The sequence below is a fragment of the Streptomyces sp. CT34 genome, assembly GCF_000805335.1.
Classification (GTDB): domain Bacteria; phylum Actinomycetota; class Actinomycetes; order Streptomycetales; family Streptomycetaceae; genus Streptomyces.
Genome location: NZ_KN708638.1, coordinates 2,495,458 through 2,516,029 on the forward strand (window position 1 = coordinate 2,495,458; position 20,572 = coordinate 2,516,029).

Annotated in this window: 18 protein-coding genes and 2 pseudogenes; 8 read left to right on the forward strand and 12 right to left on the reverse strand. The window is 72.2% G+C overall.

Going from position 1 to position 20,572, the window contains the following annotated elements:
- Window positions 1-13 precede the first annotated feature (13 nt).
- The 6 genes and pseudogenes from RZ84_RS11060 (at window position 14) to RZ84_RS11080 (ending at window position 4,291) form a co-directional block, all read left to right on the forward strand.
- The gene (locus RZ84_RS11060) at window positions 14-1,333 is read left to right on the forward strand and encodes a hypothetical protein (RefSeq protein ID WP_052229879.1); all 1,320 of its coding nucleotides are present in this window, start codon (window positions 14-16) and stop codon (window positions 1,331-1,333) included.
- A gap of 247 nt (window positions 1,334-1,580) precedes the next feature.
- Window positions 1,581-2,423 (forward strand): DUF4383 domain-containing protein, encoded by an 843-nt coding sequence (locus RZ84_RS36420; protein WP_078893688.1) that lies wholly within the window; start codon window positions 1,581-1,583, stop codon window positions 2,421-2,423.
- Window positions 2,424-2,551: 128 nt separating this feature from the next.
- Window positions 2,552-3,256, forward strand: a complete 705-nt coding sequence (locus RZ84_RS11070) for a FadR/GntR family transcriptional regulator (protein WP_043264178.1) — start codon at window positions 2,552-2,554, stop codon at window positions 3,254-3,256.
- Window positions 3,257-3,401: 145 nt separating this feature from the next.
- Window positions 3,402-3,572: pseudogene (locus RZ84_RS40940) on the forward strand (D-galactonate dehydratase); the annotation flags it as partial.
- A gap of 33 nt (window positions 3,573-3,605) precedes the next feature.
- Window positions 3,606-4,124 (forward strand): carbohydrate kinase family protein, encoded by a 519-nt coding sequence (locus tag RZ84_RS11075; RefSeq protein ID WP_347232805.1) that lies wholly within the window; start codon window positions 3,606-3,608, stop codon window positions 4,122-4,124.
- Window positions 4,073-4,291, forward strand: a complete 219-nt coding sequence (locus RZ84_RS11080) for an FmdB family zinc ribbon protein (protein ID WP_043264179.1) — start codon at window positions 4,073-4,075, stop codon at window positions 4,289-4,291. Before RZ84_RS11075 ends, RZ84_RS11080 begins: the two co-directional genes overlap by 52 nt.
- Window positions 4,292-4,295: 4 nt before the next feature.
- Here the strand turns inward: RZ84_RS11080 and RZ84_RS11085 are convergent, their stop codons facing one another.
- The 4 genes from RZ84_RS11085 to RZ84_RS11100 all read right to left on the reverse strand — a co-directional run bounded on the left by RZ84_RS11085 (window position 4,296) and on the right by RZ84_RS11100 (window position 9,683).
- Window positions 4,296-4,955, reverse strand: coding sequence for an O-methyltransferase (locus RZ84_RS11085; RefSeq protein WP_043264180.1), 660 nt, complete (start codon window positions 4,953-4,955; stop codon window positions 4,296-4,298).
- Between the two features lie 123 nt (window positions 4,956-5,078).
- Window positions 5,079-5,900: an HAD family hydrolase gene (locus tag RZ84_RS11090; RefSeq protein ID WP_043264181.1), complete on the reverse strand. Its 822-nt coding sequence runs from the start codon at window positions 5,898-5,900 to the stop codon at window positions 5,079-5,081.
- Window positions 5,897-8,404, reverse strand: coding sequence for a phosphoribosyltransferase (locus tag RZ84_RS11095; protein ID WP_043264182.1), 2,508 nt, complete (start codon window positions 8,402-8,404; stop codon window positions 5,897-5,899). Before RZ84_RS11095 ends, RZ84_RS11090 begins: the two co-directional genes overlap by 4 nt.
- Before the next feature lie 106 nt (window positions 8,405-8,510).
- Entirely contained in the window at window positions 8,511-9,683 is a 1,173-nt protein-coding gene (locus RZ84_RS11100; protein WP_043264183.1) for an HpcH/HpaI aldolase/citrate lyase family protein, read from the reverse strand.
- 230 nt (window positions 9,684-9,913) lie between these two features.
- Between RZ84_RS11100 and RZ84_RS11105 the strand changes: the two genes are divergently transcribed.
- Window positions 9,914-11,059, forward strand: a complete 1,146-nt coding sequence (locus RZ84_RS11105) for a TerD family protein (protein WP_043264184.1) — start codon at window positions 9,914-9,916, stop codon at window positions 11,057-11,059.
- Between the two features lie 110 nt (window positions 11,060-11,169).
- Here the strand turns inward: RZ84_RS11105 and RZ84_RS11110 are convergent, their stop codons facing one another.
- The 6 genes from RZ84_RS11110 to RZ84_RS11135 form a co-directional block, all read right to left on the reverse strand.
- Window positions 11,170-11,910 carry a TerD family protein gene (locus RZ84_RS11110; protein ID WP_043264185.1) on the reverse strand — a complete coding sequence of 247 codons (741 nt, stop codon included), beginning with the start codon at window positions 11,908-11,910 and terminating at the stop codon, window positions 11,170-11,172.
- A 99-nt stretch (window positions 11,911-12,009) separates the two neighbouring features.
- Window positions 12,010-13,173 (reverse strand): DUF475 domain-containing protein, encoded by a 1,164-nt coding sequence (locus RZ84_RS11115; protein ID WP_043264186.1) that lies wholly within the window; start codon window positions 13,171-13,173, stop codon window positions 12,010-12,012.
- 52 nt (window positions 13,174-13,225) lie between these two features.
- On the reverse strand, window positions 13,226-13,801 hold the full coding sequence (locus RZ84_RS11120) for a TerD family protein (protein WP_043264187.1): 576 nt from the start codon (window positions 13,799-13,801) through the stop codon (window positions 13,226-13,228).
- Between the two features lie 116 nt (window positions 13,802-13,917).
- The gene (locus RZ84_RS11125; RefSeq protein WP_043264188.1) at window positions 13,918-14,493 is read right to left on the reverse strand and encodes a TerD family protein; all 576 of its coding nucleotides are present in this window, start codon (window positions 14,491-14,493) and stop codon (window positions 13,918-13,920) included.
- 170 nt (window positions 14,494-14,663) lie between these two features.
- Window positions 14,664-15,122 carry a peroxiredoxin gene (locus RZ84_RS11130; protein ID WP_043264189.1) on the reverse strand — a complete coding sequence of 153 codons (459 nt, stop codon included), beginning with the start codon at window positions 15,120-15,122 and terminating at the stop codon, window positions 14,664-14,666.
- Window positions 15,123-15,269: 147 nt separating this feature from the next.
- Window positions 15,270-15,692 (reverse strand): DUF3052 domain-containing protein, encoded by a 423-nt coding sequence (locus RZ84_RS11135; protein ID WP_043264190.1) that lies wholly within the window; start codon window positions 15,690-15,692, stop codon window positions 15,270-15,272.
- Between the two features lie 516 nt (window positions 15,693-16,208).
- Between RZ84_RS11135 and aceE the strand changes: the two genes are divergently transcribed.
- Entirely contained in the window at window positions 16,209-18,941 is a 2,733-nt protein-coding gene (gene aceE / locus RZ84_RS11140; RefSeq protein ID WP_043264191.1) for a pyruvate dehydrogenase (acetyl-transferring), homodimeric type, read from the forward strand.
- A gap of 97 nt (window positions 18,942-19,038) precedes the next feature.
- Here the strand turns inward: aceE and RZ84_RS11145 are convergent, their stop codons facing one another.
- Window positions 19,039-19,464, reverse strand: coding sequence for a peptidase inhibitor family I36 protein (locus RZ84_RS11145; RefSeq protein ID WP_043264192.1), 426 nt, complete (start codon window positions 19,462-19,464; stop codon window positions 19,039-19,041).
- 848 nt (window positions 19,465-20,312) lie between these two features.
- Window positions 20,313-20,572 (reverse strand): annotated as a pseudogene (locus RZ84_RS40945) (MFS transporter); the annotation flags it as partial.

The following is a 20,572-nucleotide window of genomic DNA, read 5'->3' on the forward strand; positions in this document are numbered from 1 at the left end:
CCGCGGGGGCCCGGTGCGGGATGTGGTGGGGCTCGTGCTGCTGCCGTTGCCGCTGCTGGCGGCGGTGGCGCCGATGGCGTTCGCGGGTGGTGGTACCCGCCGCTGGTTCGGGCGCGGGGAGAGTCAGCGGGCCGAGGCGCAGGCCGCGAAGGACGCCGCGGCGGCGGCGTTCTACGAGCTGGACACCGCCCACCGGGACCTGCGGATCTCGGTGGAGACGATCACCGCCGTCGACAGTTCGCAGCGGGCGCGGCAGGCCGCGGTGGAGTACGAGGGGTTCGGCCGCCGGATCGACCAGGTGAGCCAGGGCTACATCACCGCGGTCGACTCGCACGATCTGGACCGGGACGACCTCGACGGCGCGGCGGTGGCGCGGGCGCGGGCCGATCTGACGCGGGCCAGGGAGGAGCTGGAGCGCGTCAAGGGGGAGCTCGACTGGTTCGCGCAGAGCCTGGCCCCGCTGTTGGAGGGCGCCGAGACGCAGCTGGCGCGGCTGGCACCGGCCGTGGAGCGGGCGCGGCAGGCGCTGCTGGCGGCGAGCAACGCGCTGGACGCGGTGCGCGCGCAGGGCCTGCGGGCGGACGACCTCGCGGCCCGGCTGGCGGCGCTCGGCCCGGAGCTGACCAAGCTGAACCAGGGCGCCGGAGCGCACGGCGTACCGGAGACGATCCGGCGGGCCGACGAGGTGCTGCGCACGGCCGAGGCGCTGCGGGGCGAGGCGGAGCGGCTGCCGGAGACGGCGGCGGAGATCGACAAGCGGCTGGTGTCGCTGCGGACCCGTTCGCAGGCGATCACGACCCGCGCCCAGCAGGTCGACCCGGTGCTCAGCGAGCTGCGGCGGCGGTACAGCGCGGCGTGCTGGCAGGACCTTCAGCGGGTGCCGGAGCAGGCCGCTCGGTCTGTCGGGGAGGCCGAGAGCACGTTGCGGGAGGCGCAGCGGGCCCGCGACGAGCAGCGCTGGGCGGACGCCACGAGCCGGCTGGCGACCGTACGGGCGCTGCTGAACACCACGGACGAGGCGGTGTCGGCGGCCGGCGACCGGTTGCGGCGGCTGGACGCGGTCTCGGTCGACCGGCAGCAGGAGATCGACCGGACCCGGTTCGCGGTCCGCGACGCGCAGCGGCTGGCGATGGCCGGGCGGAGCACGCCCGACCCGCGGCACGCCGGCCCGCTGGACGAGGCGGTGGCACGGCTGGAGCGTGCGGTCGGCGGCCTCGAGGGGCGGCATCCGGACTGGTGGCACTTCCTGACCGAGACGGAGGCGGTGCGGGAGACGGCCGCCCGGGTAGTGCAGGAGATCCGCGAGACGCGGGGCGGCGGCGCGGGCGGCTGAGGCGGGAGAAGGTACCGGGTACCCGGTGCCGGGTAGCCGGTACCGGGTCCTTCCTGGCCTGGGGATCCCCGTGCGCGGTGCCGAGGTGTGCACCTGTCCCGGCCGATGAGGTTCCCCGGGCGGTCCGGTTCCCCGGGCGGTCCGGACTTCTGCGTTTCCGTGGGCGCGCGATGGCGTGAACCGGCCCCTTGGCGGATCCTGGGTGTGAGTACGGCCAGGCGGCTCATCTGCGCGAAGGAGGCCGGAGATGGCAACTGGGGCTACTGGCGGCACCCTGCACCCCGTCAATCCACTGCAGCGGTTGAAGCGGCGGCGCGCCCAACTCGACGAGCATCTGCCGGTGGACCATCGGCTCAGCCAGGTCTACCGGATCGGTGCCGGACTGATGGGGCTGGTGCTGGTCGCGTTCGGCATCCTCGGTCTGACCCATCACATCGGCTTCTTCGACACCGGCGGCGCGACCGTCGCCGGGCTGGAGACCAACGGCGCCCTCAGCGTGCTCTCGATCGTCGTCGGGGCGCTGCTCTTCGGCGGCATGGTGATCGGCGGGAACTTCGCCTCGTCCTGGAACATCCTGTGGGGCGCGCTGTTCCTGCTGAGCGGCTTCGTGAATCTGGGGCTGCTCGGTACCGACGCAAACTTCCTGGCCTTCAAGATCCAGAACGTGCTCTTCAGCTTCGTGGTGGGGTTGCTGCTGCTGGTGTTCGGGATGTACGGACGGGTCAGCGGCGGGCTGTCGCACGACAACCCCTACTGGCGCGCCCGGCACCCCGAGGAGGCGGAACGCTTCGCCCGGGGGGAACTGCACCCGGTGGCCGGTATGACGGCCGGACGGCAGGCGGCGCGGGTGAACATGCAGGGCGCCTGGCACGGCGGACGCGGTTCGCTCGGCCCCGGGACCAGCCTCACCGGCCCGCACCGGCACGCGGGCGACCTCCCAACCACCGCCGCGGGCCACGGTGCCGGCGCGAGCGGTGCCGCGGACAAGAGGGGCGGTACGACGGCGGGCGCCTCCGAGACGGGCCGGGGTGCGGGCCCCGCCACGGACACCCGAACCGGCCCGGACGACACCGGCAGCAAGGAGCCGTGAGCCAAGGAGCCGCGAGTCGGGGCGAGGAGGCATCGGGGCGTACCGGGGCGGGTCGGTCGGCCCGGTACGCGCTGCCGACTGGGACCGACGGCCACCGGTCGAGGAACGGGAGAGCACGGGGAGCAGCCATGACGCAGCGGGGAAACGCCGACTCCCGGGCGGGACACGGGTCCCACGGAGCGGCGGTCGAGGCGCTGGCCCAGCGGATCTTCAGCGGCGCCTACGGCGAGGGAGACGTCCTCGCCCTTCAGGAGCTGATGGCGGAACTGGACGCCAGCCAGACCGTGCTGCGTGAGGCGATCAAGGTGCTGACGGCCAAGGGGGTGCTCGCCACCCGCCCGAACCACGGCACCTACGTCCGCCCCCGGGAGGAGTGGAACCTCCTCGACTCCGACGTCCTGCGCTGGAAGCTGGCGGCCGGCGCCTCGTCCGACTTCTTCGCCGACCTGCTGGAGCTCCGCCGCTCCATCGAGCCCGCGGCGGCGGCGCTCGCCGCGGAGCGCCGCACGGACGACGACCTGGAGGCGCTGAACGCCGCGCTCAGCGCGATGGCCGCGACCGAGGACGATCCGGTGCTGCTGGTGCGCGCCGACGCCTCCTTCCACATGGCGATGCTGGTCGCGTCCAACAACCGCTTCTACGCCCAGATGCACCGGGTGATCGTGCCCGTCCTCATCCACCGCGGGCGGGCGATGTACGCCTCCGGCGGGGAGTTCGAGCATCCGCACGCGCGGCACGCGGCGGTGGCCGCGGCCGTACGGGACCGGGATCTCGACGGCGCCTACATGACGATGCTGGAGCTGCTCGACAAGTCGGCGCGCGACTTTCCGTAGGGCCCTTCCGACCCCGACCCGTCGGACAGGCCGGAAGGCCGCCGCCCCCGGGGGTGGTGCGGGCCCCGTGCCGTGGCGATGGAGGGAGGGGTGGACGCCTCGTGCTCCTCGCCGAAAGGACGGTCCCCTCCCCATGGCCCGATCCCTGAAGATCACCCGTATCGAGACGTTCCTGGCCCCGCCGCGCTGGATGTTCGTCCGGGTGGAGACCGACGACGGCGTCGTCGGCTGGGGCGAACCCGTCGTCGAGGGGCACGCCGGGTCGGTCCGAGCGGCCGTGGAGGTGCTGGCGGAGTGCCTCCTCGGGCAGGACCCCGCGGCATCGAGGACCACTGACTTCCGGGCCCGGCTGTGGACCGCGGACGAGGCCGGCGCGCTGCTGCGCGAGTGGCTGCCGTCCGTGGACCTCGTCATCGCCTCCGACGACGAGCTGCCGCGGTGCCTGCCCGGACCGCCGGGCGGCACCGCCGAGGGCGCGGCGCGGCTGCTGGACCTCGGCGTCCGCGAGGTGGTGGTGACGCACGGCGCGGCCGGCGCGACGGCGTTCACCGACTCCGGCTCCCGCCACCGGCCGGCCACCCCGGTCCGGGCGGTGGACCCCGTGGGCACCGGCGACGCCTTCGTGGCGGGCTACCTCTCGGCGCTGCTGGACGGCGCGGACCTGGCCGGGCGCCTGGCGCGGGCGGCCACCACCGGCGCCTTCGCGGTCGCCTCCGCGGGCGACTGGGAGGGCGCCCCCACCCGCGGAACTGGGCCTGCTGGGCGCGCCACCCGGCACCGTCGTGCGGTGAGCGGCACCGCGGCTAACCTGGGGCCATGCCTCGTTACGAATACCGGTGCCGCCCCTGTGGCACCACCTTCGAGCTGAACCGGCCGATGGCCGAGTCCTCCGCCCCGGCCGTCTGCCCGGAAGGCCACGAGGACACCGTGAAGCTGCTCTCCGCGGTCGCCGTCGGCGGTTCCGCCGCCGCGCCCGCCCCGGCACCAGGCGGCGGGGGCGGCGGCGGGTGCTGCGGCGGCGGGTGCTGCGGCTGAGCCGCTACCGCCGGCGCGCCAGCGTCAGCCCGTCCGCCACGGTGAGCAGCACCGACTCCATGCGCCCGTCCTCCCGGACGTGGTCGTTGAACTCCCGGATCGCCAGCGCCGATCCGGTCGCCGCGGGGTTGGTGACCTTGCCCTGGTACAGGACGTTGTCGGCCACCAGCAGGCCACCGGGCCGCAGCCGCGGCACCAGCTCCTCCCAGTAGGCGATATAGCCGCCCTTGTCCGCGTCGAGGTACACCAGGTCGAGATGCGGCTCGGGCGGCATCGCCCGGAGGGTTTCCAGCGCGGGCGCGATCCGCAGCTCGATGCGGTCCGCGACGCCCGCCGCCGCCCATGCCTCCCGGGCGTACGCCGTCCACTCCTCGGACACGTCGCAGGTGACCACCGTGCCGCCGCGCGGCAGCGCCTGCGCCATGGCGAGGGTGGCGAAGCCGGTGAACGTCCCCACCTCGACGACCTGCCGCGCCCCGGTCAGCCGGACGAGGAAGGCCAGCAGCGGCCCCTGTTCCGGCGCCGACTGCATCCCCGCCGCGCCGGGGAACCGCTCGTGGGTGAGGTCCACGAGACCGCGCTGCGCGGCGTCCAGCGGCGGATTGTGCGCGAGGACGTAGTCGTACAACTCCGGTGTGATCGGCGTGTTCTTGGACTCGGCCATCAGCACTCCTCCTGATCCCGGGCGGCGGTCCCGGCCGGTGCGGACGGGACCGCCGGGGCGCCGCAACGCCACGGCGCCACAAGGACCTAGGAGGCTAGCGGAGCGCCCACCGCGCCACCGGCTTCAGCCGTCGCTCCGCGAGCCACCGGCGGCGGCGTGAAAGGCCCGGACGATCTCCTCGCCGGCCGCCGCCCCGCGCGCCTCCAGCGCGGTGACATGGGGGGCCTGCCAGCCGGCTGCGGCCAGTTCGCCGTGGCCGGGGCGCCAGCCGCGGTCCGCCGCCAGCAGCAGGTCGGCGTCGAGCAGCGAGTCGCCGGCCGCGAGGATGCCGGCGGCGCCGGTGCGGCGGGCCACCTCGGCCACCGCGGCGCTCTTGGTGAGCGGTTGCGGCACGGCGTAGAGCTTGCGGCCCTGGAGGGAGACCGTCCAGCCGCGGGTGCCGGCCCAGCCGGCGAGGTCCTGCACCCAGCCGTCCGGCAGCAGCGTCCGCTCGACGACCAGATAGGCGAAGAGGTCCTCGGCGATGCGCTCCTTGCGGAGCCAGGCCGGGTCGGCGGTGCGGAGCAGGTGCCCGCGGATCTCGTCCAGCGGGGCGCACTGCGCGGCGAGCCGGGCGCCGACCGTGCGCCGCCAGTCGGGGTCGGACTCGCCGCGTACGAGGAGGTGGCCGCCGTTGGCGCAGACCGCGAACTCCGGGGGCGGGCCCGGGAGATGGACGCGCCGGTACTGCTCCCGGGTGCGGGTGGTGGCCGGCACGAAGGTGGCGGTGGCGGCCACTTCGGCGAGCAGCGCGGCGGCCGTCTCGGTCATGTAGGACAGCGGTGCGCCTTCGTGGACCTCGACGCAGAGCAGCCGCGGGGCGTCGGCATCGGACCCGTTCAGCTCCAGCGCGGCGGCGGAGTAGATCAGCGTCCGGTCGAGGTCGCCGGCGACGAGTGCGGTCATCGGGAGGCCACCGCCGTGCCGCCCGCGCCGGTGGCCCCGCGGGTGTAGCGGGGGTGGATCAACCCGACGCAGGTGTAGGGGAGTTCGGCCACCTCTTCGACGGGCACCGCGCGCTGGTCGGCGAGCAGGCGTACGTGGTCGAGGTCGGTGCCGGCGCCGCGCCGCGCGAGGATCTTCCAGGGGACCCTGCGCAGCAGGACGCGGGTGGTCTCGCCGACGCCGGGCTTCACGAGATTGACGTCGTGGATGCCGTACTCCTCGCTGATCCGCTCGACGGCCGCCCAGCCCGCCCACGTGGGGGTGCGGTCGGCGGCGGCCAGCTGCGCGGTGTCCGCGGCGACCGCCCCGGCGACCTCGTCGAACCGCGCGCCGACCGTGTCCAGGAAGGTGCCGGAGACATCGCTGCCGGCCAGGTCGCGGTAGAACTTGGCGCCGTGGAAGTCGTCCGGGCCCACCAGGTCGGCGCGCAGCACGGTGCGCGATACCAGCCCGGAGACGGTGGAGTTGAGGCAGGCCGACGGGATGAGGAAGTCGTCGCGGGTGCCGTAGGTGTCGACACAGCCGCCGGGGTCGGCGAGCACCGCGAGCCGCGGGTCGAAGCCGGAGAGACCCGGGAAGCCGGCGAAGTCCGCGAGGGCGTGGGCCAGTTCGCGGGCGATGGCGCCCTTGCCGGTCCAGCCGTCGACGAAGACGACGTCCGCCGGGTCGTGCCGGTCCGCGAGCCAGCGCAGGGCGGTGGTGTCGATGCCCCGGCCGCGGACGATCGAGACGGCGTAGTGCGGCAGCTCCAGGCCGTGTGCGTGCCGGGCCCAGCGACGCATCAGCACGCCGACGGGGGTGCCGGCCCGCGCCAGGGACACGAGCACCGGACGGGGGCCGCGCTCCCGCAGCACCGTCTCGGTGACCGTTCCGACGGCCCGTGCGACACGGCCCGCGGAGGTCTCCAGCGCGCTGCGGAAGAGCGCCCGGTACGCCTCGCTCGGCTGGTACTCGACCGGCAGCGACTCCGCGTAGTGGGCGCCGCCGCTCTGGACGGCCTCCTCGCGCTCCTCGGTGGGCGCTTCGAGGGCGGTCGAGGACAGGTCCTGGAGCAGCCAGCCCACCTCGTCGGGCGCGTAGGAGGAGAAGGCGGGGCCGCGCAGCGGCTCGGGAAGGCGCCGGGGCGGGGCCTTCGGGGGCGGGGTGTAGGCGGGGACGACGGCGAGCAGCAGCCGGTCGGTGTGGGCGGCGAGCCGGTCCAGCAGGCCGCCGGGGCCGTGGAGTTCGGGCCGGTCGCCCGCGGAGTCGACGACCGCCACGACGGCGTCGAAGCGCCGCTCCGGGTCGGCGCCGGGGGCGACGTTGTAGGCGTAGCGCTCCCCGGGCCCGTCCGCCGGCCGGTCGTGGGCGGGGAAGGCCAGCCGGGTGCGTATCGCGTAGCCGGGGTCGTCGACGGCGAGCACCGGCGAGCGGGTGGTGGTCGAGAAGTGCACGGTCCGGTCGCCGGTGCCGCCGCCGATCCGGTCGTCGAGGGCCGCGGCGAGGCGCAGCGGTGCGTACATCAACTCCTCGTTGCCGAGGACGAGGACGCGGCGGGCGCCCTCCAGGTGCTCCGCGATCCGGGCCGCCATGGCCGGCAGCCCGGCCTCCAGGCGCGCCCGGTGCTCCGGGGTGAAGCCGTGCCGTCCGCCGTCCGGCAGTCCCTCGGGCCAACCGAGGTCGATCCGTACGGCGCGGGCGCTCCCGCGGGCGGGCGGCGGGGCCGCCGCCACGGTGCCGGCTTCGTGGGCGGCGACGAGTTCCCGGCCGCGCGCGAGGACGTCCGCGGGCAGCCGTACACCGCCCGCGGCCAGGGACACCAGGTCGACGCGGGCGCCGAGTTCGGCCGCGCACTCCGCCAGCCGGTCGCGGTCCCCGGCGGACCGCAGGTCGACCAGGGCGACGACGACATAGCGGTCGCGCGGGAAGCGCGCGTGCAGCGACCGGACGGTGTTCAGGACCGTGCGCCCGGTGGAGAACTCGTCGTCGACGAGCACCAACGGGCCGCCGCCGGCGAGGAGTTCGCGGTCCTCGGGGAGCAGCAGGTGGGAGGTCGCATGGCTGTGCTCCTCCTCGAAGCCGCCCACCCGGTCGACGCCCGGCACCGGCCGCCGGGTGGAGTGCAGATACGGCGCCGAGCCCAGCCCGTCGGCGACGGAGTGCCCGAGTCCGGTGGCGGTCTCGGCGTATCCCAGGACGACGGAGCGGGCGGCGGCCTCGTCCCCGAGCAGCGCGCGCACCCGGCGCCCGAGTCCGACGCCGGCGCCGTGCACCACGTCCGGGCGCTGCGGGACGTGCTTGCCGAGCACGTTCGACACGAGGAGGTGGGCCCGCTTGGGGTTGCGGCGCAGCGCCAGCCCGAGCAGCTCGGGCAGCTCGTCCCCGCCGCTCAGCGCGACCCCGAGCCGCCCGGCGACCCACTCCCCCGTCCACACCGTACGCACCGTCTCCTCCTCGGTGCCGTACGTACCGTTCGCGCCGCTCATGCCGTTCCCGCCATCCGTGCCGTTCCTGCCGTTCGTGCCGTGCCCGCTGATCCCGCTGATCCCGCCGTGCCTTCGTCCCCGCCGTGCCCGCCCCGTCCGCCGCGCCTCAGGCCGGTGGCAGGCTCGCGGTCAGCAGCTCCACGAAGCCGACGTCCTCCCGCGCCACGCCGAACGCCTCGGCGCGCAGCAGGGTCCGCTCGGCCCAGGCGCGGTGCGGCTTCACCTCGTTCATCTTGTTGGTGTAGGCGGAGCGCAGGACCCCGCCGTCGTCCCGCTCGGGCCGCAGGATGTCGGTGGCGTCGCTGAACTCCTCGTGGCTGACGACCGAGAGGGCGTGCACGGGGGCGACGTGCGAGGGGTGGATGCAGGTCTTGCCCGTCAGGCCGTTCGCCCGGTCGAGCTCGATCTCGCGCAGCAGCCCGTCCATGTCGTGCTCGATCAGCGCGTTGCGCAGCTCCTCGGCCTCCCCCAGGAACGGGCTGCGGCGCAGCTGCGGCTTGAACATCCGCTGGTGCAGCCGGAAGTACTCCCACACCGGGCCGGTGACCGTGAAGCCGCTGCCGTCCGCACGGCCGAGGACGTTCACCACGTCGGCGATCACGGAGGCGACGATCTGCACGTCGTAGGCGGTCATGTCGGGCGCCCGGCGCAGCCCGTAGGCGGAGCAGAAGTCCGTGACGCCGAGCCGCAGGGCGAGCACCCGGTCCCGGTGGGCGCCGACGGACCTGGCGATGCCCCGGAGCGTCGCGGCGCGGCTCTCCAGGTGCAGCAGCTCCGGGGATTCGAGCACCGGCATCGCGAACAGCCGCCGCCCGCAGGCGGATTCGGCGGCGGCCAGCTCCGCCAGGAAGGGCGCGCCCCGTTCCTCGGTGAACTTCGGAAGTACAAAACCGGACAGCCTCCGCACGGCGTCGCCCAACCGTCCTACCAGGTCCGGTATTTGGCCCGGCTCGCGGACGCGGACGAACAGCAGCGGCAGCTCCTCGCCCGCCTCGGCGGCCTCGTCGAGCAGTCCGAACTGCCGCACGAGGTTCTCCTCACCAGCCGCCACGTCCCCGTCCCCTATGGAGTCCTCAAGGCACAGCACCATGGACAGGACCCCGCGCCCGGCCTGCTTGAGGACGTCGGCGGCGAGCCGCGGGCGGGTGGCGGGGCTGTAGAGCGTGGCACCCAGGGCAGCCGCGAGCGTACGGGCCGGGGAATCGGTGGTGAACTCCACCGGCTCCTGGTGGAACAGAGCCTTCCGGATGTCCGGCGCAAGATGCCCAAAGTGACGCATACAACTCCCCGCATACCAGCGGGACCCGGGCACCCCCGCGGCGTCTCGCTGTCTGAATCCAGCCGGTAATCGTACGTCTGTGGGGGTGCCGAAAGTTCCCGCCGCAACGAAATCGTCCCGACCCCGGCCCGGCCTGCGGATCCACGGGCGCGCGGGCCGGGCGCGCGGCCCCGGCGCGCGGGCCGGGCCCCGCGTTGTCGCCGCGACGTGTGGGAAGGCAGGATTACCGCATGACGCACGCGATGCTGAAAGGGTCGAACGTACCCCTCGACGCCACGGCGGTACGGGCCGTCCTGCGCTGGACCCCCGGCGCCGACATCCCCGACGTCGATGCCTCGGCCCTGCTCGTGGGACCGGAAGGACGCGTGCGCTCGGACGAGGACTTCGTCTTCTACAACCAGCCGAGGCACCCCAGCGGCCTGGTCCGGCACCTGCCCAAGTCCCGGCTCGGCGACCACCTCACCGACAGCATCGAGGCGGAACTGGCTCCGCTCGACCCGTCGGTGGACCGGGTCGTGCTCGCCGCGTCGTCGGACGGCGGCGCCTTCGCGGACGTACCGGATCTGCGGGTTCTGCTGTACGACGCGGCGACGGAGGGCGCCGAACCGGTCGCGGTCTTCGACGTAGTGCCCGACACGGGCGAGGAGACGGCGCTGATCTGCGGGGAGCTCTACCGGCGCGGCGACGGCTGGAAGTTCCGCGCACTGGGGCAGGGGTACGAGAGCGGACTGGTCGGCCTGGCGACGGAGTTCGGGATCTCGGTCGACGAGAACGACCCGCCCGCCGGCCCCACGGACCCGCCGGCCGCGGCGGAACCGTCCCCGGCCCCGCCGGACGAGGCCGCCACGGAGGCCGTCGCGCGGCCCGCCCCCGACGCGCCGCAGGTCCCCGGACCGGCCACGCCAGCCTCCTCCCGCCCCACCACGCCCGCCTCCCCGGCGCCCGGCGCCTGGCCCGAAGAGGCCGCCGCGCCCTCGTCCCCCGCGGACCCGCAGGCGTATCCGGCACCCGACCCCGAAGCCGTCACCCAGCATGTGCCGGACCGGATGCCGGAGCCGTTCTCGGCCGCCCCGCTGCCCCCGGCCCCCGCGGCACCGCCGCCCACCGCCGGCTACGGCTATCCGCAGCACGTTCCGCCACCGCCGGCACAGCCCCCCGCTCCGCCCGCCTACGGCTATCCGGGCCCACCACCGCAGCAGCCCCCGTACGCACCCCAGCAGCCGCCCGCATACGGCTATCCGCAGAACGTGCCGCCGCACCCGCAACCGCCGCAGCCCGCCCCGACATACGGCTGTCCCGTGCCACAGCCGCAGCCGTTCGCCCCGGACCCGTCGTTCGTACTGCCGCCCCAGGGGCCGCAGTTCCAGCGCCGCTAGACCCTGTCGTCACACTCCCGCCTGCCTGCCCGGCCTCCGGGCGGACGGCGGGAGTGTGACGACAGGGCCCAGGGCGGCCCCGGCGGCCGGACGCGGCGGTCAGGCCGCGGTCAGACCTTGGACTTGTAGCCGCGGCCCCACTGGAGCCCCCAGCCGTACAACCGGTCGAGCTCCGCCTGGAAGCCGTAGACGTACTTCACCTCACGGCGCACGGTCAGGCCGTCCTTGCCGTTCTCCAGCATGAAGATGGCGCAGGAACGGGCCTGCGGCGCCCGCTCGTCCAGCTTGACCTCGACCCGCGGCCCGGTGCTCGGGAAGAGCGTCACGACCGCGTGCGTACGGTCGAACGCCGGGGTGCCGTCGTAGATGTAGACGAAGATCAGCAGCCGCTTGATCTCGTCGCGGTGGTCCAGGTTGACGTACAGCGTTTCGCCGGACCCCGAACCGAACCGGTCGTCGCCGCTGAGCTGGACGAACGGCGGGCCGTTGAGGTCGCCGAGGAAGTTCCCCAGCGGCTGCACCACGCCCTTGGTGCCGTCCATGAGCTCGTACATGCAGGCCAGGTCCAGGTCGACGTTGACCACGGCCGGCCCCTGCGCCTGCACGACCTCGGGCTTGAACAGCCGCCCCGGGTTCCGCAGCAGGCTGCCGGTGCTGCGCTGCCCGCCCCGCTCCCCCAGGTCCGAAGTCCGCATCTGCCAGCTCAGGTTGACCCGCAGATGCCCGTTGGCCGCCCCCTGCTTGGTCAGCGAGACGACCGGATGACGCTTCGTCAGCTCGACGACGTACGACGCTCCGCCGCCGTCGAACGCCGGCGCGTTGCCGCGCCGCCAGTTCCCCAGGAAGGACACCTCTCCCACCCCCTTGTCGGGCCCCGCATCACCACGGGGCGACCGCAGGGTTCGTACCCATGGCCGCCCCGCAGAAAGCGTTCCTCAATCAGCCGTTCGTCACACTCCTGACGTCACTTCCGACTTCGCCGACGACTCCTGCCCTGGCTTGCCCTCGCGCCGGTTGCGCAGCACCGACGAACCGAAGGACAGGGCGATCAGCACCACGCCGACCAGGCCGGTGACGACCTCGTTGATCTCGTACCGGATCGTGACGAGCAGGATGACGCCCAGTGCGCCGATCGCGTAGTGGGCGCCGTGCTCCAGGTAGACGTAGTCGTCCAGGGTGCCCTTGCGGACGAGGAAGACCGTCAGCGACCGGATGTACATCGCGCCGATACCGAGGCCCAGCGCCATCACGAAGATGTCGTTGGTGATGGCGAACGCGCCGATGACGCCGTCGAAGGAGAAGGACGCGTCGATGACCTCCAGGTAGAGGAACATGAAGAACGCGGCCTTGCCGGCCAGGCCCACGGCCGAGCCGCCCCCCTTCCGTACCGGAGCCGCGTCCGCGCCCTTCCCGCCGACGCCTTCGGCGCCTTCCCCATCGTCGGCCGCGTCGGCATCGTCAGCCTCCAGCCGGCCCTCGAAGTACCCCGAGATGCCGCCGACGACGAGGTAGGTCACCAGACCGCCGATACCGGACAGCAGGACCGTGGTGGTCTTGTCACCGCCGCCGTGCGCCACGTTGGTGGCCACCGTCAGTGCGCTCACCAGCAGGGCGACCAGCGCGACGATGATGGAGAGGGTGTCCAGCTTGCCGATCCGTGCGAGCGGCTTCTCGATCCACCCCAGCCACTTGTAGTCCCGCTCCTCGAAGATGAAGTCGAGGAAGATCATCAGCAGGAAGATGCCGCCGAACGCCGCGATGGCCGGGTGGGCGCTGGTGACCAGTTGCTCGTAGTGCGCCTTGTCGTTGATCGCGAGCTTGACCGCCTCGATCGGCCCCAGTTTCGCGGTGATCGCGACGATGACGACCGGGAAGACCAGCCGCATACCGAACACCGCGACGAGAATGCCGACGGTCAGAAAGATCTTCTGCCAGAAGGCGTTCATCTTGCGCAGGATGCCTGCGTTGATGACGGCGTTGTCGAACGAGAGCGAGATCTCCAGGATGGACAGGATCCCGACGATCGCGAGCCCCTGCCACCCCCAGAGGACACCGGCCAGGCCGAGGCCGAGCACCGTGATGGCGAACGACCAGCCAAAGGTTTTCAGGAGCACTGCCTACCCAATCCTTCGCTGTATGGGTCCCCCGCGCGCGGTGCGCGGTGCTTTACGAAACGTTGACCCCGAAGTCTAGAGCGATCCCCCGCAGACCGGATGCGTACCCCTGTCCCACGGCCCGGAACTTCCATTCGCCGTTGTAGCGGTACACCTCGCCGAAGATCATCGCCGTCTCGCTGGAGGCGTCCTCGCTGAGGTCGTAGCGGGCGAGTTCGCCGCCGTCGGCCTGATCGACGATCCGGATATAGGCGTTGCCGACCTGGCCGAAGCTCTGGCCGCGCAGATCGGCTTCATGGATCGAGACCGGAAAGACGATCTTGTCGACCTGCTCCGGCACCTGTGTGAGATCGACGAGGATCGTCTCGTCGTCGCCCTCGCCCTCACCGGTGAGGTTGTCGCCCGTGTGCTCGACCGAACCCTCGGGACTCTTGAGGTTGTTGTAGAAGACGAAGTACTCGTCCGCCAGGACCCGGCCCTCCCTGCACAGCAGCGCGCTGGCGTCGAGGTCGAACGGCGCTCCGGTGGTGGACCGCGCGTCCCAGCCGAGCCCGACCGTGATCTGCGTGAGATCCGGCGCGGCCTTGGACAGCGAGACGTTGCCCCCCTTGGCGAGTGTGACGCCCATCGTGTTCGCTTCCTCCCCTGTGTCGGTGCGGGACGCGGCTCACGCCCCCTGAAGCACGCCCGGCGCCGCACTCCCCGCTGCGGGGTGTACGGCGCCGGACGCGGTGCAGCTGCCGGTCAGACGTTGACGCCGAAGTCCTGCGCGATACCGCGCAGCCCGGAGGCGTAGCCCTGGCCTATGGCGCGGAACTTCCACTCCGCGCCGTTGCGGTAGAGCTCGCCGAAGACCATGGCGGTCTCGGTGGAGGCGTCCTCGCTCAGGTCGTAGCGCGCCAGCTCCTTGCCGTCGGCCTGGTTGACCACGCGGATGTAGGCGTTGCGGACCTGGCCGAAGCTCTGCTGACGGGTCTCCGCGTCGTAGATCGACACCGGGAACACGATCTTGCTGACGTCGGCCGGGATCCCGGCGAGGCTCACCTTGATGGCCTCGTCGTCGCCCTCGCCCTCACCGGTGGTGTTGTCACCGGTGTGTTCGACCGAACCGCAGGGGCTCTTCAGGTTGTTGAAGAACACGAAGTTCTGGTCGTTGGCGACCTTGCCCTGGTCGTTCGTCAGCAGGGCGCTGGCGTCGAGATCGAAGTCCGCACCGGTGGTGGTACGTGCGTCCCAGCCCAGACCGACGAGCACGGCGGTCAGATTGGGGGCTTCCTTCGTCAGCGAGACGTTGCCGCCCTTGCTGAGGCTGACTCCCACGAGTCCTCCCATAGATTCGAGGGGTACGTCTTGTTGTGCGCCCCCATCGTGCATGGCATTGGATCAACGAATCGACCCTGGTGACGGGTTCCCGCCGGATGCGGATATCGCGTGCTGTCCCCGCTACCCGCGAAGGACGTCCGCCCGGTGGGCCGTGGGGCGCGCGGCGGCTAGAGGGCTTCGAGGGCCTCGACGTAGTCGTTCAGGTCGCGGGCGTCGGGCAGGCCGTTGACGACCGTCCAGCGCACCACGCCCTCCTTGTCGATGATGAACGTGCCGCGCACCGCGCAGCCCTTGTCCTCGGCGAAGACGCCGTACGCCCGCGACGCCTCGCCGTGCGGCCAGAAGTCCGACAGCAGCGGGTACTCCAGCCCCTCCTGCTCGGCGAAGACGCGCAGCGAGAACGGGGAGTCGTTGGAGACGGCCAGCAGCTGGACGTCGTCGTTGGCGAACTTCGGCAGTTCGTCGCGGAGCGCGCACAGCTCACCGGTGCACACACCGGTGAAGGCGAACGGGTAGAAGAGCAGGACGACGGCCTTCTCGCCGCGGAAGTCGGAGAGCCTGACCAGCTCGCCGTGCTGGTTCTTGAGCTCGAAATCCGGAGCCTTGGTGCCGACCTCGATCGCCATGGGGTGCTTCCCTTCCGCATCACTCTCAACTTGACGCGACCAACCCTACGCGCCGGCCCGAACGCCGGAAGAACCCTCCCTGAACAGGGTCGAGCCCCCTCCGGAACAGGCCGGAGGGGGCTCGGCGCGCAACGTCGGGGGAAGCGCTCAGCGCTTGGGCGAGACCAGGCGGCTGCCGGTCCAGTCCTTGCCCGCGTTGATGCTCCGGGTCTGGGACAGCCCCGCGGTCTGGGCGGCTTCGTTGATATCGCTCGGCTCGATGTAGCCATCGCGGCCGGTCTTGGGTGTCAGCAGCCAGATCTGGCCGCCCTCGTCGATCAGACCGATGGCGTCCACCAGCGCGTCCGTGAGGTCGCCGTCGTCGTCCCGGAACCACAGGAGGACGACGTCGGCGACGTCGTCGTAGTCCTCGTCCTCGAGTTCCTGGCCGATGATGGCCTCGATGCCTTCTCGGAGCTCCTGCTCGACGTCATCGTCGTAGCCGATCTCCTGGACCACCTGTCCGGGCTCGAACCCCAGCCTGGCGGCAGGGTTGGTCCGCTCCTCCGCGTGGTCCGCGGTCGCGCTCACGGATTGCCTCCTGTCATGTTTCGGAAATGCTTGGGGACCCCGCGCGTGCGCGGAGCATTGGGCGTAGTCCACACGGGCCGGGCGGATCGCGCAAGTACCCGGCGGTCGAGACCGCCTAAACGGTGACGATCCGAAGGCGCCCCGCGGCCACCGCCACCCCACCAGGACACCACGAAGTGATTCACACCACAGCACTGGGACGGGTATATGGGGTAGGCGGGCACGAATGGCCCCGTCGGGCGACGAGGGAGCATCCCGGATCCGCTTTCGAGCGCCGGACGGCCGTACGTCAAGGACTTTCGACATGGGCGTATGGTTGCGATTTGGCCGACCTGAGAAATCGGCCTTTTCAGCGCCATCTCTCAGCGGGTGGTTACCCATCGGTAGAGGTGACGTATCCCAGTGACTCGGTACACGATGGAAGACGGCGCGACACAAGGCAGAGACAGCATTCGTCCCCGTGCACAGCAGCAATAGCACGCCGAGCACGACACGAACCGAACACGAAGGAACAGCGTGGCTTCCGGATCCGATCGAAACCCGATCATCATTGGCGGCCTTCCCAGCCAGGTCCCGGACTTCGATCCCGAAGAGACCCAGGAATGGCTCGACTCGCTCGACGCGGCCGTTGACGAGCGAGGCCGGGAACGTGCTCGCTACCTGATGCTCCGCCTGATCGAGCGCGCCCGCGAGAAGCGTGTGGCCGTGCCCGAGATGCGCAGCACGGACTACGTCAACACCATCGCGACCAAGGACGAGCCGTTCTTCCCGGGCAACGAGGAGATCGAGCGCAAGGTCCTCAACGCGACCCGGTGGAACGCGGCCGTCATGGTCTCCCGCGCCCAGCGCCCGGGCATCGGCGTCGGCGGCCACATCGCCACGTTCGCTTCCTCCGCGTCCCTCTACGACGTGGGCTTCAACCACTTCTTCCGGGGCAAGGACGAGGGCGACGGCGGCGACCAGATCTTCTTCCAGGGCCACGCCTCGCCCGGTGTCTACGCCCGCGCCTTCCTTCTGGACCGGCTGACCGAGGCCCAGCTGGACGCCTTCCGCCAGGAGAAGTCCAAGGCCCCCAACGGGCTGTCCAGCTACCCGCACCCGCGGCTGATGCCGGACTTCTGGGAGTTCCCGACCGTCTCCATGGGCCTGGGCCCGCTCGGCGCGATCTACCAGGCCCGCATGAACCGCTACATGGAGGCGCGCGGTATCGCCGACACCTCCAAGTCGCACGTCTGGGCCTACCTCGGCGACGGCGAGATGGACGAGCCCGAGTCGCTCGGCCAGCTGTCCATCGCCGCCCGCGAGGGCCTGGACAACCTGACCTTCGTCGTCAACTGCAACCTCCAGCGCCTGGACGGCCCGGTCCGCGGCAACGGCAAGATCATGCAGGAGCTGGAGTCGCAGTTCCGCGGCGCCGGCTGGAACGTCATCAAGCTGGTCTGGGACCGCAGCTGGGACCCGCTGCTCGCGCAGGACCGCGACGGCATCCTGGTCAACAAGCTCAACAGCACCCCCGACGGCCAGTTCCAGACGTACGCCACCGAGACCGGCGCGTACATCCGCGAGCACTTCTTCGGGGACGACCAGCGCCTGCGCGCGATGGTCGCGAACATGACCGACGACCAGATCCTCCACCTGGGCCGCGGCGGTCACGACCACAAGAAGATCTACGCGGCCTACGCGGCGGCCAAGGCCCACAAGGGCCAGCCGACGGTGATCCTCGCGCAGACGGTCAAGGGCTGGACGCTCGGCCCGAACTTCGAGGGCCGCAACGCGACCCACCAGATGAAGAAGCTGACCGTCGAGGACCTCAAGGGCTTCCGCGACCGGCTGCACCTGCCGATCCCGGACAAGGACCTGGAGGACGGTCTGCCGCCGTACTACCACCCGGGCCGCAACTCCGAAGAGATCCAGTACATGCACGACCGCCGCAAGTCGCTGGGCGGCTATGTGCCCACCCGTGTCGTGCGCGCCAAGCCGCTGGAGCTGCCCGGCGACAAGGCGTACGCCACCGCCAAGAAGGGCTCGGGACAGCAGAAGATCGCCACGACCATGGCGTTCGTCCGCATCCTGAAGGACCTGATGCGGGACAAGGAGATCGGCAAGCGCTTCGTGCCGATCGCCCCGGACGAGTACCGCACCTTCGGCATGGACGCGTTCTTCCCGTCCGCCAAGATCTACAACCCGCTGGGCCAGACCTACGAGTCCGTGGACCGCGAACTGCTGCTGGCCTACAAGGAGTCGCCGACCGGCCAGATGCTGCACGACGGCATCACCGAGGCCGGCTGCACCGCCTCCCTGATCGCGGCGGGCTCCGCCTACGCCACGCACGGCGAGCCGCTGATCCCGGTCTATGTCTTCTACTCGATGTTCGGGTTCCAGCGCACCGGCGACCAGTTCTGGCAGATGGCCGACCAGCTCGCGCGCGGCTTCGTGCTCGGCGCGACCGCCGGCCGCACCACGCTGACCGGTGAGGGCCTCCAGCACGCCGACGGCCACTCCCAGCTGCTGGCCTCGACCAACCCGGCCTGTGTCGCCTACGACCCGGCCTACGGCTACGAGATCGCGCACATCGTCAGGGACGGTCTGCGGCGGATGTACGGCGAGAACTCCGAGGACGTCTTCTACTACCTGACCGTCTACAACGAGCCGATCCAGCACCCGGCGGAGCCGGCCGACGTCGACGTCGAGGGCATCCTCAAGGGTCTCCACCGCGTCAAGGCCGGCGAGAAGGGCGAGCACACGGCCCAGATCCTCGCCTCCGGCGTGGCGGTCCCGTGGGCCGTCGAGGCCCAGCAGATCCTCGCGGACGAGTGGAACGTCAAGGCCGATGTGTGGTCGGCGACCTCCTGGAACGAGCTGCGCCGCGAAGCGGTGGCGGTCGAGGAGCACAACCTGCTGCACCCGGAGGAGGAGCAGCGCGTCCCGTACGTGACGCAGAAGCTCCAGGGCGCCGAGGGCCCGAAGGTCGCGGTGTCGGACTGGATGCGGTCCGTCCCGGACCAGATCGCGCGCTGGGTCCCGGGCACGTACCAGTCCCTGGGCGCCGACGGCTTCGGCTTCGCGGACACCCGCGGTGCGGCCCGCCGGTTCTTCCACATCGACGCGCAGTCGATCGTCCTGGGTGTGCTCACCGAGCTCGCCAAGGAGGGCAAGGTGGACCGCTCGCTGCTGAAGCAGGCGATCGACCGCTACCAGCTCCTGGACGTCACGGCCGCCGACGCGGGTGAGGCGGGCGGCGACGCCTGACCCCCGTGCGGCCTGCCGCCGCACCGTCTCCGCCGCGCCCCCCGCCAGCGCCCAGCGCTGGCCGGGGGGCGCGGTGCGTACACCGCGGGCAGCCGGATCACTGTTCCCATACCTTGAACGCCCTTACCTGGTACGGCGCCCTGGGCACCCAGCTGCCGCCGCCCGGATACGTGTCGAATTCGCCGGTCTCGGCGCACTCGGCGCTCTGGTAGGCGGTGACCGGATGGCCGGTGCGGTTGGCGAGCGCGGCGGCGGTGACCCCCTTGGGCAGGGGGACGCAGGTCTCGATCTCGGTGTCGGACAGCTCGTAGCTCTGCCGCTTGCCGCCGAAGTCCGCCTTCGGCCAGAGGCACAGCTGGCCGGCCGAGCAGTCGCCGGACGCGGCGGTGTGCCCGGTGCCGGCGTCGGCGGCGTGCGCGGCCGGGGCGCCGAGGGCGGCCGGGGTGACCAGCACCGCGGTGAGCGCGGCCAGGCCGGTGACCAGCGCGGTGGTGTGGAAGGTGTCGAACAGACGGATACGCATAGGAGCCTCTCCCCCGTGACGTGGCCGTGGCGCCCGCGGAGCGGGAGGTCGGCCACGGCGTGCTGTCCGCGGCGGGCGGGTGCCCGCGGCGGGTTCGTTTTCGAGCCTGGCGCCGTCGCGACGCGATCGCCAAGGCCCGGACGGCGGGTCCACCCGCATCAGGTATGTGGATAACCGCACGGCTGCCCGACGGCGCGGTGGTACGCGCGGTTGACGTGCGGCGGAGCCGCGGAGACCGGCCGCGGAAACCGTTCCTCCCGTGCGCCGCACGGCAGTTGGGCGTGCCCGCTGCCCAGGAGGAGACACCAAGGGCCGGTGGTTCCCGGATCGGGTCATCCGGATGAGGGATTCGGCGCTCCGGGCGGGGCCAACTCGCGCTCGGCATACGGCGCGTGGCGTCAAACGGCCGGAGGACGGGCGGGTTGACGATCGGCGGGGAGTGGGCGGGTGCCCGCGGTGGACCAACGACCGGCGGGCGGTGGGCAGATGCCCGCAGCCGGCCGACGACCAACGGGCTCTGGGCGGATGCCTCGGCAGGCCAACGACCAGCGGGCGGCAGGCAGGTGCCCGCAGCAGCCCAACGGCCAGCAGGCGGTAGGCAGGTGCCCGCAGCAGCCCAACGACCAGCAGCAGGCGGCAGGCCGGTGCGTGCAGCGGGCCAACGGCAGGCACGACACCCCTTGCCCCCGCCCGGCGGCCGGCACCCGGCGTGCGCAACGCGACGGCGCGCGGCCGGCCGGGGGGGTCCCCCGGCCGGCCGCGCGCCGGTCGTGTTCCACGGGTGTGGTCGTGTTCTACGGGTGTGTGCGGTGCCGGGGCGATGCTCCCCAACTACCGGGCGGTGCCGGTCAGATGTGCCCCATGCCGGCGCCCGCCTCGGCGTTCGCGCCACGCTTGGTGAGGACCGCGACGACGGCCGCGACGATCGCCACACCGCAGGCGACCGTGAAGGCCAGGCCCATGCCGGAGACGAAGGTGTCGTGGGCGACGGTGGTGATCTTCTGGGCGAACTCCGGCGGGGTGCCCTTCGGCACCGGCGCGATACCGGCCGAGACGGCGTCGGACACCTGGGACATCTTCTCGGGCGGCAGCGGCGGGGGGGCGGGCG